The sequence below is a fragment of the Massilia sp. Root133 genome (assembly GCF_001426525.1).
GTDB classification, from domain to species: Bacteria; Pseudomonadota; Gammaproteobacteria; order Burkholderiales; family Burkholderiaceae_D; genus Telluria; species Telluria orientalis.
In genome coordinates this window covers 1-15248 of the sequence record NZ_LMEW01000025.1, presented here as the reverse complement: position 1 = coordinate 15248, position 15248 = coordinate 1, and the positions used below count along the sequence as shown (strand labels likewise).

At 68.3% G+C, this 15248-nt stretch carries 10 protein-coding genes; 4 read left to right on the top strand and 6 right to left on the bottom strand.

Annotated elements, in window-relative coordinates; all coding sequences use genetic code 11:
• Nucleotides 1-161: 161 nt before the first annotated feature.
• The 4 genes from ASD28_RS17950 to ASD28_RS17935 form a co-directional block, all read right to left on the bottom strand.
• Nucleotides 162-2039, bottom strand: coding sequence for a reverse transcriptase family protein (locus ASD28_RS17950; protein ID WP_056131026.1), 1878 nt, complete (start codon nucleotides 2037-2039; stop codon nucleotides 162-164).
• Between the two features lie 286 nt (nucleotides 2040-2325).
• On the bottom strand, nucleotides 2326-3975 hold the full coding sequence (locus tag ASD28_RS17945; RefSeq protein ID WP_056131023.1) for a hypothetical protein: 1650 nt from the start codon (nucleotides 3973-3975) through the stop codon (nucleotides 2326-2328).
• On the bottom strand, nucleotides 3972-7019 hold the full coding sequence (locus ASD28_RS17940) for a hypothetical protein (protein WP_156403929.1): 3048 nt from the start codon (nucleotides 7017-7019) through the stop codon (nucleotides 3972-3974). Before ASD28_RS17940 ends, ASD28_RS17945 begins: the two co-directional genes overlap by 4 nt.
• Nucleotides 7020-7053: 34 nt before the next feature.
• A complete protein-coding gene (locus ASD28_RS17935) occupies nucleotides 7054-7500 on the bottom strand; it encodes a VOC family protein (protein WP_056131017.1) in 447 nt (148 codons plus the stop codon).
• Between the two features lie 161 nt (nucleotides 7501-7661).
• Here ASD28_RS17935 and ASD28_RS17930 point away from each other — a divergent pair, with 161 nt between their 5' ends.
• Nucleotides 7662-10616: a glycosyl hydrolase 115 family protein gene (locus ASD28_RS17930; RefSeq protein WP_056131014.1), complete on the top strand. Its 2955-nt coding sequence runs from the start codon at nucleotides 7662-7664 to the stop codon at nucleotides 10614-10616.
• On the opposite strand, the gene ASD28_RS17925 is transcribed toward ASD28_RS17930, so the two are convergent.
• Complete coding sequence (locus ASD28_RS17925) at nucleotides 10579-11586, bottom strand: YeiH family protein (protein WP_056131012.1); 1008 nt, start codon at nucleotides 11584-11586, stop codon at nucleotides 10579-10581. The two genes, ASD28_RS17930 and ASD28_RS17925, sit on opposite strands and share 38 nt — an antisense overlap.
• Before the next feature lie 81 nt (nucleotides 11587-11667).
• Between ASD28_RS17925 and ASD28_RS17920 the strand changes: the two genes are divergently transcribed.
• The 3 genes from ASD28_RS17920 (at nucleotide 11668) to ASD28_RS17910 (ending at nucleotide 14995) form a co-directional block, all read left to right on the top strand.
• The gene (locus ASD28_RS17920; protein WP_229412240.1) at nucleotides 11668-12561 is read left to right on the top strand and encodes a LysR family transcriptional regulator; all 894 of its coding nucleotides are present in this window, start codon (nucleotides 11668-11670) and stop codon (nucleotides 12559-12561) included.
• A gap of 105 nt (nucleotides 12562-12666) precedes the next feature.
• Nucleotides 12667-14097 (top strand): aldehyde dehydrogenase family protein, encoded by a 1431-nt coding sequence (locus ASD28_RS17915; protein WP_056131006.1) that lies wholly within the window; start codon nucleotides 12667-12669, stop codon nucleotides 14095-14097.
• Nucleotides 14081-14995: an AraC family transcriptional regulator gene (locus ASD28_RS17910; protein WP_056131004.1), complete on the top strand. Its 915-nt coding sequence runs from the start codon at nucleotides 14081-14083 to the stop codon at nucleotides 14993-14995. Before ASD28_RS17915 ends, ASD28_RS17910 begins: the two co-directional genes overlap by 17 nt.
• Before the next feature lie 51 nt (nucleotides 14996-15046).
• On the opposite strand, the gene ASD28_RS32850 is transcribed toward ASD28_RS17910, so the two are convergent.
• On the bottom strand, nucleotides 15047-15248 hold a 202-nt coding region (locus ASD28_RS32850), incomplete at its 5' end, for a hypothetical protein (protein ID WP_229412404.1).

The window sequence follows — 15248 nt, the reverse complement described above, 5'->3', positions numbered from 1 at the left end:
GATGATAGTGCTGCAACCAGTGTGAAAGTAGGTTATCGTCAGGCTAGTTATTAAGAAAACCCCGTCGAGTGATCTCGACGGGGTTTTTCGTTTTGGAAAAACGAAGCCCGCTCGCTCGGATTGGCACTGCCAATCCTCGCACTGAGCGGGCTTTTTGCTTTTCAGCGCGGCGCCAGCACCGCCCAGATCAATAGCATTACGACGATAAACGGTACCCAAAGCATCCGGCGATACCGCACCGACAGCCAGTACAGCGCCAGCATCGCGAGAATGGGTGTGTTGCTGTCGAGTTTGCGACTCAGCAGCAGCGCGACGACACCCTGCAGTGCTACCGCATACCACGTCATGCGTCCGCCGCCGATAAGCAGGGGATTGCGGCGCGCCGTGCGTTCCGCGCGTCGGGCGATCGCATCGTCGGCCGGTACGGGAGAAGCCGCCGCCTTGCGCGGTCGGGCCTCCTCTCTCGCAAGCGTGCGCTCCGTCTTGACCTGCTCCTGCGTCTTTTCCAGCACGGGTGCCGGCGGCGTGCCGGCCTGCCAGAAGCCCGGCCACGGCGCCTTGCCTTGCGCGGCGAGCATACGGAACTGCCCGCCGGCGCGCCGCGCGACCGCATCCGGCGCTGCCGCGTCGCCGTTCCACCTCGCACGCGCCGCACGCACGCGCGCCAGCAACGGCGCGCCTTTTTCGACGTCGACCATCCGGATGAAGTGCGCATAGCCTTCCAGCGCCGCCAGCACATTGTCGTTGCCGTTCCACTGCTTGCCGGCCGGGCCATCCTTCTCGACCTGGAACAGCACCGCGCGGAAACGGCGCAGCGTGTCGCGGTCCACGGCGGGCTTCTCGTTGACGACGATGCCCGTCACGCTCTGGCGCGCGTGGCTGCGCATCACGTGCTGCTTGTCCGGATGCGGCGTGAAGCCCTCGTCGATGACGATCTGCCGCACGCGCCACAGCAGCTTGGCCGCCAGCCTGCGCACCGACTCGTCGCCGGAAAACGTCAGGTCGTCGGCATAGCGCGTGTAGCGGAAACCGAGCCGCGCCGCGGCACCCTGCAGCCGCGCGTCCAGGCGGCGGCACAGGATATTGGTCAGCGCGGGACTCGTCGGGGCACCCTGCGGCAGCACGCGCGGGCCGTGCGCGACGTGGAACGTCTCGCCGTCGACCTGCACGGTCTCCGTCGCGGATTCGGTGCACAGCAGCGCGAGCGTCGTCGCGACCTGCTTGCCGTAACCGAGCTGGCGGAACACGCCGCGCACGCGCGGCAGCGCAATCGACGGGAAGAAGTCCTTCAGGTCGACGTTGATGACGACCGCCTGGCCGACGTGCGGCGCGGCGTTGCTGACGATGGAGCGGCCGGCCAGGAAGCCGTGCGCGGCCGGGTGCACGGGCGCGCGCGCGAGCACATTGTCGAGGACCCAGTACTGCGCCCGCTTCAGGCGCGGCATCGGCGCCGAGATGATGCGTACGCCGCCCGCCTTCTTCGGCATGGCGAAGCGGCGGTAGTGGCTGATGCGCGACACGCGCCGTTCGAACGCGAGAAAGCGCAGCTCTTCCAGCGACAGGCCCATCGCGTTCGCCAGGTCCTGCGCGTCGTGCATGGACGGCAGGGACAACCGCGCCAGCCGGTCGGCATCGCTGCGCGCCTCGTTCAGGCCGGCCGATACGCCGGCGCCCAGATATAAAAGCTCTTTGGCGCGGCGCGCGTGCCAGGCCAGCGCGCGTTCATGACGTTCGCGCGCGCGGCGCTGGCGCGTTTCCTCGCGCTTGGCCTTGGCGCGGGCCATGCGTTCCTTGCGCATGCGCTTGAGGGCCAGTGCCGGATCCTCGACCTCGCGCAGCTCGCGACCGAGTGCGCTCAGCGCCTGCTGCAGTTCGGCCTCGCGCTTGATCAGCTGCTCGGCTTCGGCCAGCGAGGTGTCGTCCTCGGGCCAGAAGCCGAGCCGTTTCATTTCCTCGAGCGTGACTTCGGTACGCGACGACGCGCGGATGCGCGCATACAAAGCCTCGCGCGTGGACGTGGACGTGGGATAGTCACTCATGGGAACGCCCCGGATGGGAAAGCCCGACTCGGGGCAGCAGGAAGAAACAGGTGCGGCGGGATCGTCATCGAAGGGCCGGCAGGACTGGCGCGCTCAACTCGACGCCAAACGACGCCGGTAGCGCTGACGTAATTCGGCGAATTCACACCGACTCGCGCTACCGGCGTCAGTTTGGCACAGTGAAGAGCGCGCCAGTGACGCATGGGGAGGGCTGAATACGTGGACGGCGATCCACCGTCCGGTTTGCAAGAGCCATCCCGCCGCACCTGTTGAAGGAAGTATAACATCATGCGATCGCCTCACGGCGAGCATGCACGAGGCGCAGCGCGAGCATGTGCGGGCAGGGACCATGGCGCAGCCGGTGCTGGGTGAACTGGTTGCATTCGCAGGCGCCGTCGGCGATGCGCTGGTCGGCGTCGAGCACGAGCATCGTCCGGTAGCGGCGGTCGCCGCTCCTGGCCGTGCCGGACAGGCGCACCGCGCCGCCGGGCAGCGCTTCGACCGGACCCTCGTCCAGCGCGTGCAGCGCCACGATGGCGGCCGCGTCCTGTTCGGCCGCGCTGGCAAAACGGAGCGTGTCGAGCTGCAGCGGATCCCGCGCCAGTTCACGCAGGCGGTACACGCCGTGCGCCAGGTCGTAGATCACGCGGCCGGCCTGCGTGTACAGCGTCAGCGCGCGTTCGACGGCCGCGCGGTCCAGGCCCGTGTCCGCGGCCAGCGCGTCCGCCGTGGCGAACCAGCGCTGCGCGAGGGCCGCATAGACGCGCGACTTGCTGTCGTCATCGACGTCGCCGCGCGGCGCCAGCAGATCGAAACTTCCCGCGCGCGACCAGTCGTTCGCGACCCAGCCCGACAGGCCGAGCGTGAAGCGCATGCCGGGCAGGTCGGCGATCCAGAAGCTGGGCATGCCATTGCCCATCAGGTGCACGGTAAAACCCTGCGCCAGCGGGATCAGGCGTTCGAGCAGCAGCAGGCGGCGCCGGCCCCAGATGCGGATCTCCTCGGCCGTACCGCCCCGGTAGACCGAGCGGCGGCACACGACTTCCACGTTCCACGGTTCGAACACGGCGCGCACCGGTTCGCCCGGCGCGAGGACGAAGCGGATCGAGCGCGGACCGGCACGCTCGCGCCGGCGCCGCAGCACGTGGCAGAAGTTGTGGACGTCCATCGGATGCAGGTCGAGCCGGCGCGCCGGCAGGTTCATCGCGCTGCTCACTTGCAGGAAGCCGCGCACCCACGCATCGGGCACGTCGATCTTTTCCTCGATGAAGGCGGGATCGTCCGCCGTCGTCACCTGGAAGCCGCCGGGATCGATCGCGAGCCGCGTCGTCTTGTAGTCGCGGATCTTCTGGAATTCGTCGTACAGCGCGTCCGAGTAATCGATGTTGGTGGTGCCGCACGCGAACTCGCCGACGTGATCGAACATTTCGTGGTCGCAGCTGAGCGAGGCATAGCTCGATTCGTCGCGGCTAAAGCACTCGAAGAACACGCGGTCCGGATGCACCGTGATCACCGGGTCGAGCACGATCCACATGTCGCGGTTGGTCAGGAACAGGTAGCTGAAGAAGCGCGACTGCGCCTTGTGGAACGGTTGCAGCACCTTGTCCTTGCGGGCGCGGATCGTCGCGAGTTCTTCCAGGATCGGCGCCTGGCGCGCGCGCAGATCGCTCGACCGGGCCTGGAATTCGGCCAGCAGCCGCTCCTCGTTCGCGGCCAGCCATGTTTTATAGGCCGTCTTGTCGGGCGCCTGGTAACGCTGGTCGGCCGTGACGACGTCGTGCAGGGCCGATATCGCCTCGCGGAACGGCACGCGCCGGTTGACGTCGGCGACGAAGTACGTCGGCGGACGCAACGTGTCCGGCGCGAAGCGCATCGTGGTGGACGAGGCGCCGTTGTCGACGCTCGTCGCGCCGTAGTAGCGGTACTGGAATCTCATGGGGACGTGGAAGCCGGAGGTTGGACCGTCAGCACGGCCGGCAGATGCGGGTAGCGCGCCTGGATCGCGCGCAGGGCTTCGATGTAGCGGGCCTTGTCGCCGATGGCGACGGTGACGACCTGGCGCGCGAACAGGCGCGCGACGAAGGCGGCGATGTCGTCGGACAGCAGCGCCTGTTGCGTCAGGAACTCCTGCACGCGGCTTTTCGCCGTGCGGCCGCGGTTGACCTGCGAGAGCACGGTGAGGAAATACGATTCGAGGCGGCGCAATGTATCGAGGTTGCCCGCGCTGGCGCTTTCCAGCCAGCTGCTGACGAACAGCTGCATGTTCGCCGACGGGTGCTGGCTCAGCTTGAGCATGAAGTCGGCCGCGTCGGCGACGTCCACGTGCGCCGTGATCATCGCGCGGCCGAAGCGTTGCGCGGCCGGGTCGGCATGGTCGCACAGGCTCACGAGCAGCAGCGGCGTCCAGTCCGCGCGCGTGCAGACGGCGCCGAAATAGCGGATGGCGAAGGCGCGCGTATCGTCGAAGCGGCTGTCGAACAGGCGCAGCGCCGCCTCCAGCTGCGCCCGCGCGCGCTCGGCGTGTGCCTCGAATGCCGCGTAGGCCCAGCGGCGCACGCCGACGTTCTGGTTGCGGCCGAACGCGGCCCAGTCGGCGACGTCGAACTGCAGCGCGTCGAAGCGGTCGACGAGCGCGGCGCCGAGCAACTGTGCGCCCTTGCTGCGCGCCGCCAGCAGGCGCCTCAGCAGGTCCGGGTCCGCGAGGCCGGGCGTGTGCGCCAGCGGTCCGGTGATCCAGGACAGCAGGTCCGCATGCATGCCAGGGCCGGTCTCGGCGCGGAACAGGCCGTCCAGCAGGGCAGGCAGGAGCTGTTCCGCGAACGCAGCATCGGCCGGCGCCAGGCGCGCGATGACGGGGCCGATGGCCTGGCGCACCTGCGCGTCCGGGGCGCATGCGAACACGGCGACGAGGTCGACCTGCGTGGCGAGCATCGCGTCGGGCAGCACGCCGAACAGCTGCACGCCCAGTGCGCGCACGGCCGGATCGGGATCGCGCAGCAGCGTCGCCAGCACGGCCGGCGGCAGGCTGGACGCCGGCGCCGCGTGCAGCAGCAGCCACCGGCAAGCCAGCGCGCGCACCGGCGCGAGCGGATGGCGCACCAGCATCAGCAGGCGTTCGTACGGCGCCTGCCGCGCGGCCGGTTGCAGCGGATGGTCGAGCGCCCAGACGATGTCGGGCGCCATGGCCGCGGCGGCGTCCCGGTCGGTGCATCCGTCCAGCCAGTCGAGCAGGCGCAGGACGATGGCGTCCGGCTGGCCCGGCAGCTTGAGCGCGGCCTGGCACAGGATCCAGCCCTGGCGCCGCACGGTCTCCGCCGGCGCGCACAACACCGCGACGACGAGGGCCGCGTCGGCCGCATAGAGGTCGGGGGCGCGGCCGATGCAGTCGAGCGCATATTGCTGCGCCTGCGGCAGCGTCGATTGCACGAACAGCAGCAGCCATTCGCCATCCGGCACGCCGGGCTCGAAGCGCCGGCGCGCCGACTCGAAGGCGAACCGCGCGGTCGGCAGGTAAGGGCTGCGCAGCAGGTCGCGCAGCGTGGCAAGGGGCAGCGCGGCGCAGTACGCCGCGTTGTCGGCGAGGGCACGCGCTGCGAAGGCATGCACGCCCTCGCAGCGGCTGTGCTGCATCAGCCACAGCAAGGCGTCCGGATGCCGGTCCCACAGGTCGGGGAAGGCGTCGTGCCGCGCGTCGTCCGCCGGACGGGCGCCGTCGTGGTACCAGCTCAGGCCCGACGCGCTGTGGCGCAGGCCCGCGCGTGCGCGCAGCAGGTGGTTGAACAGGGGCCAGTGGCCGTAGCGGTCGACGATGCGGCCGGCGGTGCGTACGTTGGCGTCGCGGTCGTCGTAGGTGGCCAAAATGCCGAGGGCCAGCGGGATGAAGTCGGGGGAGGCGTCCTCGCCCAGGCGCCGCAACGTGCGCCAGCCGCGCCGCAGCAGGTAGTGGCGGGTCACGACGCCGTAGGCCACCGTGCTGTCGGGCCGCGCCGCTTCCTCGGCGAAGGTGCGGTAGCCCGTGCGCGTGTGGACGTAACGCTGTGCGGTATGCGCCGTCGTTTCGAAGCGGCGCTGCAGCAGGCCGAAGAGTTCACCGTCGGCGCGCATCTCCGCCATCTTGAAGAGGTGGCGCACGGCGCGGAAGCTGCCGGCGGCGAGCGGCACGGCGCGCAGCGCGGCCAGCAGCACGCGCCGCGCCAGCGGCTGGTCGTCGGCCTGTGCAACCTGGTCGAGCTGTTCCAGCCAGGCGTCGAGCGGCACGTTGCGCCAGCCGTTGCCGGTGGCGGCCCGCGCCACCAATGCATCGATCTCGCCCTGTGCCCATGTCTCGCGTAGGTCGTGCGGCCAGTCGGCGACGAGTGCGTGCGCATGGTCGCGGCGCGCATCGGGGCCGGCCAGCATCAGCCAGGCGTGCAGCGCGACGCGGCGCACGGCATCGCTGGCGCCGCGCGCCGCCAGCTGCTGCATCGCCTCGGCAGCGCCGGCGTCGCCGCAGCGGCCGATGGTCCAGGCGATGCAATAGTCCTGCATCGCATCGCCGCGTTCGAGCAGGCCGACGAGCGTCGGCACCGCCGCGGCGAGGCGGCGTTCGCCCACGCGCCAGATCGTGCGGTTGCGCTGCGCCTGCGCGAGCTGGCGCCAGCTGCCGGGTTCCAGGCGCTGGAGCAGGATGCGGTCGGCCTCGGCCGATACAGGGATGGGCGGCGGCGCGGCGGGGATAGATGCGGGCGCGAGATCCGCCGGATCGACGAAGCCCTGCGCCGTGCGCTCGGTGACGGCGAGGTGGAACAGCGTCTCGGCGTCGGCCAGGGCGACGGGTTGCGGCGTGCGCGTCGTTTCGCGCCATTCCTCGCCCATGCGGCCCTGGCGCAGGTTGACCAGATAGCGGTCGGATGCGCCCGGGGCCAGGCACAACTCGATTTCACAATGGACGATGCTGTCTTTTTGTCGCCGGACCAGGCTCGCCGTTCTGATCAGTTTCACGCATCGCCCTCGGGGTCATGTGGAATCTTGCATTCTATACATCGTTGCTCTCGTGGTAAACGTGCAGACGTGCCGCGATGGGATGGTCCGGCCGCAACTGCAGCAGGTCCCACAGATTGCCGTACAGGTCCGCGAACACGGCCACGGTGCCGTAGTCTTCTTCCTTCGGCTCGCGCACGAAGTGCACGCCGTGTCCACGCAGGCGTTCGTAATCGCGCCAGAAGTCGTCCGTGTTCAGGAACAGGAACACGCGGCCGCCGGCCTGGTTGCCGACGAACGGCTGCTGTTCCGGCTTCGATGCCTTGGCCAGCAGCAGGGTGGTGCCGGTGCCGCCCGGCGGCGCCACCACGACCCAGCGCTTGTCCTGCGCGGGCTGGTACGTGTCGTCCAGCAGCTCGAAACCGAGTTTGCCGACGTAGAAATCGATGGCTTCGTCGTAGTCGCGCACGACCAGGGCAATGTGGACGATGGCTTGGCGCATGGGCCCCCCTTTGTTGTTTATTGGCTAAATACAAGTGTAGCAGCCGTTTGACCTGCACCTTGCCTATCGGTAGACTCGAATGGTTGCGCTACCAAAAATAACGATAATCAATGTTATATAACATCCAGAGAGCCGTCGGTCATTCAACGGAGGAGACTTTCATGCAGCGAAGTACAAGTAGGGATGTATGGCTACGCCTTGTGACGGCAGTGGCGGCATTGCTGATCGCAGGCCAGGTCCACGCCATCGGCACGGCGCGGTTCGTCGACACGGAGGGCAAGGCCGGCGTGGCGCTGGTGCGGGCCGGACGTGCCGCGCCCATCGTCGTCGGCACGGACGAGTATCCCGGCGTGCTGCGCGCTGCGCGCGACCTGCAGCGCGATATCGGCAGCGTGACGGGCAAGACGCCGCAGTGGCAGGTCGACCGTCCGGCGGCGTCGGGCGACGTGATCATCGTCGGCACGCTCGGGCACCATGCCCTGATCGACCGCCTCGCGCAACAGGGCAAGATCGACACACGCGCGCTGGCCGGCCAGTGGGAAGGCTTCGTCATCCAGGCGGTCGCGGACCCAATGCCCGGTGTGCAGCGCGCCCTGGTCATCGCCGGCAGCGACAAGCGCGGCACGATCTACGGCATCTATACGCTGTCGGAACAGATCGGCGTCTCGCCCTGGTATTGGTGGGCCGACGTGCCGATCGTGCATCACCGCTCGCTCAGCGTGCCGCTCGACACGCGCATCATGGAAAAACCGACCGTCCAGTACCGCGGCCTGTTCCTCAACGACGAGGCGCCCGTGCTGACCAATTGGGCGAAGGAGCGCTTCGGCGGCTTCAATCACAAGTTCTATGAAAAGCTGTTCGAGCTGATGCTCCGCATGCGCGCCAACTACCTGTGGCCAGCCATGTGGTACTCGTCGTTCTATGACGACGACAAGGAAAACGGCAAGCTCGCCGACATGATGGGCATCGTGATGGGCACGTCCCATCACGAACCGATGATGAGGGCACAGCAGGAGTGGAAGCGCTACGGCAAGGGGCCGTGGGATTACCACCGCAACGGCGAGGTCCTGCGCGACTTCTGGGCGCAAGGCCTGCGCAATACGCGCGATTACGAGAAGGTGATCACGATGGCGATGCGCGGCGACGGCGACGAGCCGATGTCGGAAGACGCCAACGTCGACCTGCTGCAGCAGATCGTCCGCGACCAGCGCGCAATTATCAAGAAGGAGCTCGGCCAGGAACCGGAGAAGGTGCCGCAGTTGTGGGCCCTGTACAAGGAAGTGCAGGACTATTACGAGAAAGGCATGCGCGTCCCGGACGACATGCTGCTGCTCTGGTGCGACGACAACTGGGGCAATATCCGCCGCCTGCCTACCGCCGAAGAACGCAAGCGCAGCGGCGGCGCCGGCGTTTATTACCACTTCGACTACGTCGGCGGTCCCCGCTCGTACAAATGGCTGAACGTGACCCAGATCGCCAAGGTGTGGGAGCAGATGAACCTCGCGAACGAGTACGGCGCGAACCGGCTGTGGGTCGTCAACGTGGGCGACCTGAAGCCGATGGAGGTGCCGACCGAATTCTTCATGGCGTATGCGTGGAACCCGCAAGCGTGGCCGGCGGAGCGGCTGCCGGCGTACCTGCGTGCCTGGGCCGCGCGCGAATTCGGCGCGGCGCATGCGGAAGACATTGCGTCCATCGTCGATAAATACACGCGCTACAACGCGCGGCGCCATCCGGAACAGCTGGAGCCCGAGACCTACAGCCTCACCAACTACGATGAGGCGGAGCGCGTCGTGGCGGACTACAACGCCCTGGCCGACGAAGCGGTGCGCGTCGGCCGCACGCTCCCCGCGAACATGCGCGACGCCTACTTCCAGCTCGTCGAATATCCCGTCCGCGCATCCGCGAATGCCCTCGACATGTACGTGTCGACCGGCCTCAATCGCCTGTACGCACGCCAGGGCCGCGTGACGACGAACGACATGGCGGCGCGCGTGCGCCAGCTGTTCCAGCGCGACGCGGACCTCGCCAACAAGTACCAGCGCGAGATCAGCGGCGGCAAATGGAATCACATGATGTCGCAGACGCGCTTCGGCTACACCAACTGGGACCAGCCCTACCGCGACGTGATGCCGGCCGTGTCGGAACTGCGCGTCCCCGCGCCCGGCCAGCTGGCGGCGCCGAACGGCATTCACCCGTCCGACCAGATGGGCGTGGCGGTGCAGGGCGACGCCATCGCCTGGCCCGTCTTCCCGATCCGCCAGCTCGTCTTGCCGCCGCTGGACGTCTTCGAAAAGCAGCCGCGTTATCTGGAGCTGTTCAACCGCAGCGCCCAGCCGTTCGACTATGCCATCACGACGAGTCATCCGTGGATCCGTTTGAGCCACAAGGCCGGGCGCGTGAGCAAGGACCAGCGCATCGTCGTCGACGTGGACTGGAGCGCGGTCCCCGCCGGCACCACGATGGCGTCGCTGACCATCAGCGGTCCGGCCAAGGCGCAGGTCGAGGTCAAGGTGCCCGTGCACAAGCCGGTCGACCTGGCGCCCGGCACGGCGCGGGGCCACGTGGAAACGCAGGGCGTCGTCGCGATCGAGGCGGAGCATTACACCCGCGCGCTGGCGCCATCCGGCCGGCAGTGGCTGAGGATTCCCGGCTATGGGCGCACGCTGTCCGGCATGACCACCTTGCCGGTCGCGGCGGACGCGTTGAAGGTCGTGGATGGCATGCGGCTCGAGTACGAGGTAAACCTGTTCACCGCCGGTGAGTTGAAAGTGCAGGCGGTCCTCGGACCGACGCTCAAGTTCCAGCCGGGCGAGGGCTTCCGCTACGCCATCTCGATCGATGACGACGCGCCGCAGGTGGTCAACGTCCATGCGGACGGCTCCGAACGCCATTGGAGCAAGATCGTCTCGGACGGCGTCGCGCAGTTCGTCACCACGCATCGTGTGGCGCGCCCCGGCCGCCACACGGTGAAGTTCTGGGCGCTCGATCCGGGTCTCGTGCTGCAACGCCTTGTCATTGATGCCGGCGGGCTGCGGCCCAGTTATCTCGGGCCGCAGGAAAGCCCGTACTATCCGGTCAGCGGATCCCCAGCAGCGCAATCAGCCCCCAACTGATCGCGCCCAATCCAACCAGGGACACGACGACGGTCGCCGTCACCTTGCCGCCCGCGCGCAGTACGGCGCGGGCGTCGACGCCGAGTCCCAGCGCCGCCATCGACATGCTGGTCAGCCAGCCCGAGGCCACGTGCGCCGGTTCGAGCGCGGCGGCCGGCAGGGCGTCCACGGACCGTAGCGTCATCAGCGCGAGAAAGCCGACGATGAACCACGGGACGAGTTGCGCCAGCGGCAGGGAGGCGCGGCGCACGCCGTCGCGCCGGAATACCGACAGTCCGAGCACGACGGGCCCCAGCATCAGCACCCGCACCAGTTTCACGAGCGTCCCGATGTGCAGGCTCGCCTGCGACACGGGCGCCGCGGCGGCGAGCACCTGCGGCACGGCATACACGGTCATGCCGGCGAAGATGCCGTACTGGAGGGGCGTCAGCCCGAGGACCCGGTCCAGCAGCGGCAGCACGAGCACGACGACGACGCCCAGCACGGCCGTGAACGCGATCGACGACGCGACGTCCTTGCCCTGCGCGTCGATGACCGGCGCGACGGCGGCAATGGCCGAATTCCCGCAGATCGAGTTTCCGCATGCGACCAGCACGGCCATTTCGTGCGGCAGCCGCAGCAGCCGGCCGACGGCGTAGCTGAATGCGATCGCAAGAACGACCGACAGCGCGATCCCGCCCAGCAGCGGCAGCCCGTGCGCGACGACCGCGCCGGCGCTGACGGATGCGCCGAGCAGCATCACGGCCAGTTCCAGGACGACCTTGGCGGAAAAGCGCACGCCGACTTCGCATGCGGCGGGGACGGTCGCGACGGTGCGGACCAGGCTCCCCAGCAGGATGGCCAGGACGAGGCTTTCGAGCCATGCGCGGCCGAAGAGGGCGGTCTCGCCGCGCTCCAGCAGGACGGCGGCGCCGGTGACGGCGGCACTCAGCGCAATGCCCGGAATGAGCGCGAAGATTTTATTGTTCATGGTGTTCTCCTGGTTCGAGCCCGCAGTATCGGCTCGACAGGATCGTTCGGTCCATTTTAAAATTTCGCACAAATCATTCACATGAATCGAACGATGACCCTCGACCAGCTCCGCATCTTCGTCGCCGTCGCCGAACGCCAGCATCTGACGCAGGCGGCGGACGTCCTCGCGCTGACGCCATCCGCCGTCAGCGCATCGCTGCGCGCGCTGGAAGAGCGTTACGGCACGCCGTTGTTCGACCGGGTCGGGCGGCGCATCGAAGTCAATGCCGCCGGCCGCATCTTCCTCGACGAGGCGCGCGCGACGCTGGCCCGGGCGGCCGGCGCCGAACGCGTGCTCGTCGAGCTGGCGGGACTGGCGCGCGGTGCGCTCGCGCTGCAGGCCAGCCAGACGATCGCCAGCTACTGGCTGCCGCCGCTGCTCGTGCGCTTTCGCGAGACGCATCCGCAGATCGACGTGCGGCTGGACGTCGGCAATACGCAGTCCGTGGCGGACGCCGTGCGCGAGGGCGCGGCCGATCTCGGACTCGTGGAGGGCGGCATCGACGATGCGGCGCTGGTCGCGGAGCGCATCGGCCAGGACCGCATGGCCATCGTCGTCGCGCCCGGCCATCCGTGGGCACGCAAGCGCAGGCTCGCCGCCGCCGACCTGCAGGCGGCCCGCTGGATCATGCGCGAGCCGGGATCGGGCACGCGGTCCGCGCTCGAAGAGATGCTGGTGGCGCAGGGCGTCGACCTGGCCGCGCTGCAGATCGAGCTGACCCTGCCGTCCAACGAAGCGGTGCGCGCGGCCGTGATGAGCGCGGGCTTCGTGGCCGGCTTGTCGGAACTGGTCGCGGCGCCGTACATCGCGGCGGGCCTGCTGGCCAAGGTGCGCGTGGACCTGCCGCCGCGCGACTTCTTCCTGCTGCGCCACCGCGAACGCTATCGCAGCCGTGCGGCGCAGGCGTTCGAGGCGCTGGTGCGCACTGCCTGATCCGCGCCAGATCGGCAGGATCGGGCAATCCTTCGTCAGTATCCTGCTACCGCCGGGCGGGCCCGGACTCCTATGATGAATCCATCGTTCACGAGGAGTCCTGCCATGAAGACCATCGATACCATTTATATCAACGGCGCGTTCGTCGCCCCGCACGGGCGCGAGCCGCTCGTCCTGCTCGACCCGGCCACCGAGCGCGAAACGACGACCGTGATCCTGGCCGACGACGTCGATGCGCAGCGCGCGATCGCGGCGGCGAAGGCGGCGCTTCCGGTCGTGGCGCGCACGACGCGGGAAGAACGCATGGACTGGCTGCAGCGCCTGCACGACGCCGTCGCGGCGGCCGAGCGGGAGATCGTCGACGTCATGGTCGCGGAATACGGCGGCACGACGGCGATGGCGACGGGGACCGCGCGCCGCGCCGCCGCGTCGTTCTCGATCGCGCGCCGCCTGCTGGGTGAATATGCGTTCGAGCGCGAGGTCGGCGGCGCACGCGTGACGATGGTGCCGCATGGCGTCGTCGGCCTGATCACGCCGTGGAATGCGAACATCGGCTTCATCGCGACCAAGCTGTCGATGGCGATCGCCGCCGGCAGCACGGCCGTCATCAAGCCCAGCGAACTGAGTGCCGCGCAGACGGCACTCATCACCCGCGTGATGCACGGCGCGGGACTGCCGCCGGGCGTCTTCAATATCGTCACGGGCCGCGGCGACGTCGTCGGCGCGGAGATCACGCGCCACCCCGACGTCGCCAAGATCTCGTTCACGGGGTCGACGAGTGTCGGCAAGGCGATCGCGCGCGGCGCCGTCGACACCATGAAACGGGTGACGCTGGAACTGGGCGGCAAATCGCCGACCGTCCTGCTCGACGACGCCGACTTCGCGAAAGCGATGCCGCTGGCGGCGCTGGCCGCCGTGATGAACAGCGGCCAGGCGTGCATCGCGGGCACGCGGCTGCTGGTGCCGGCCAGCCGCGTCGCCGAGGCGCATGCACTGGCGGTGCGCGCGTTCGAGGACCTGGTCGTCGGCCCGACGAGCGACCCGCGCGTGAACGTGGGGCCGATGGTCACGCGCAAGCAGTACGAGCGGGTGCAGGACTATATCCGCAAGGGGATCGAGGAGGGCGCGACCCTGCTGACGGGCGGGCCGGGGCGCCCGGACGGGCTGGAACGGGGCTATTTCGTGCGGCCGACCGTGTTCGGCGACGTCCGCAACGATATGACGATCGCACGCGACGAGATCTTCGGACCCGTCCTGTCCATCATCCCGTACCGCGACGACGACGAGGCGATCGCCATCGCCAACGACACGCCATATGGTTTGCACGCCTACGTATTCGGCGCGGACCTGGCGCGCGCGAACCGCGTGGCGGCCGGCATTCAGGCAGGGCGCGTGTTCGTGAATGGATTGTATGATGCACCGGAAGCCCCGTTCGGCGGCTTCAAGCAGTCCGGCCTGGGACGCGAGTTCGGTGTCTTCGGCCTGGAGACTTATCTCGAACCGAAAGCCATCATGGGTCATGACAAAGCACTCTGAAACCCGGCTCCTGGACCTCGTCGAGCAGGCGATGCGCGGCGCGGAACCGGGTAACCTCGACCTGGCGACGGGCCTGCCCTGGCTCTGGCTCATACGCCGGCCGGCGCCGACGCCCGCCGGGCGCGGCATCCTCGCGCCGTCCGTCTGCCTGCTCGTGCAGGGCGAGAAGGAGATGCTGGTGGGCTCGCAGGTGCTGCGCTACGGCCCCGGGTGTTATGTGCAGGCGGGCGTGGCGATGCCCGTGTCCGGCCAGGTGATACGCGCAACCGATGCGGCGCCGTACTACGGCATCCGCGTCGACATCGATCCGAAGGAGGTGGCGGCGTTCGTGCTGGAGATGGGGCTGCAGCTGCAGCTGGCGGACGCCGACCCGCCTGCGATCACGGTCGAACGTGCGGACGACGCGATGTTGGACGTGTTCGTGCGCCTCCTGCGCCTGCTCGATCGCCCCCGCGACCTGGCCGTGCTGGGCCGCCTGCTCAAGCAGGAACTGATCTACCACCTCGTGACGGCACCGGGCGGCGCGACCCTGAGCCGGGGCGTCGTCGGTGGACAGCGCGAGCGCGCGGTGGGCGAGGCCATCCAGTGGATCCGCACGCATTACAACGAGCCGCTCAGCATCGACGCGCTGGCGCGCACCGTGCACATGAGTCCCTCGGTACTGCACCGCCGCTTCAAGGCCGCCACCGTGATGAGTCCTTTGCAGTACCAGAAACAGGTGCGGCTGCTCGAGGCGCGCAAGATGCTGATGAGCGGCGACGTCGAGGCGGCCAGTGTCGCGTACGAGGTCGGGTACGAAAGCCCGTCGCAGTTCAGCCGCGAGTATCGCCGGCTGTTCGGCGCGCCGCCATTGAAGGATGCGGAACAGTTGCGGCGCCAGCCGGCGTCGGATATTTGATACGGCTGAGCTTGCAAGGTTGTGGGGCGGTTGCTATACTGCGCGTCCGCTTCACGGCACAGTCGAAATCCAGAGGAAATCGACGCCAAGAAACGAAAAAAAGAAGTTGACGAACATCGCGAAACACTGCATAATCTCGCTTCTCTGCTGCTGACGAACAAAACGATTCGCAAATGCAGCAAGGCAGTACCGAATACGAAGCTCTTTAACAATAAACAGTCGATAAGTGTGGGCGTTTGATGAAGTGCCAGCA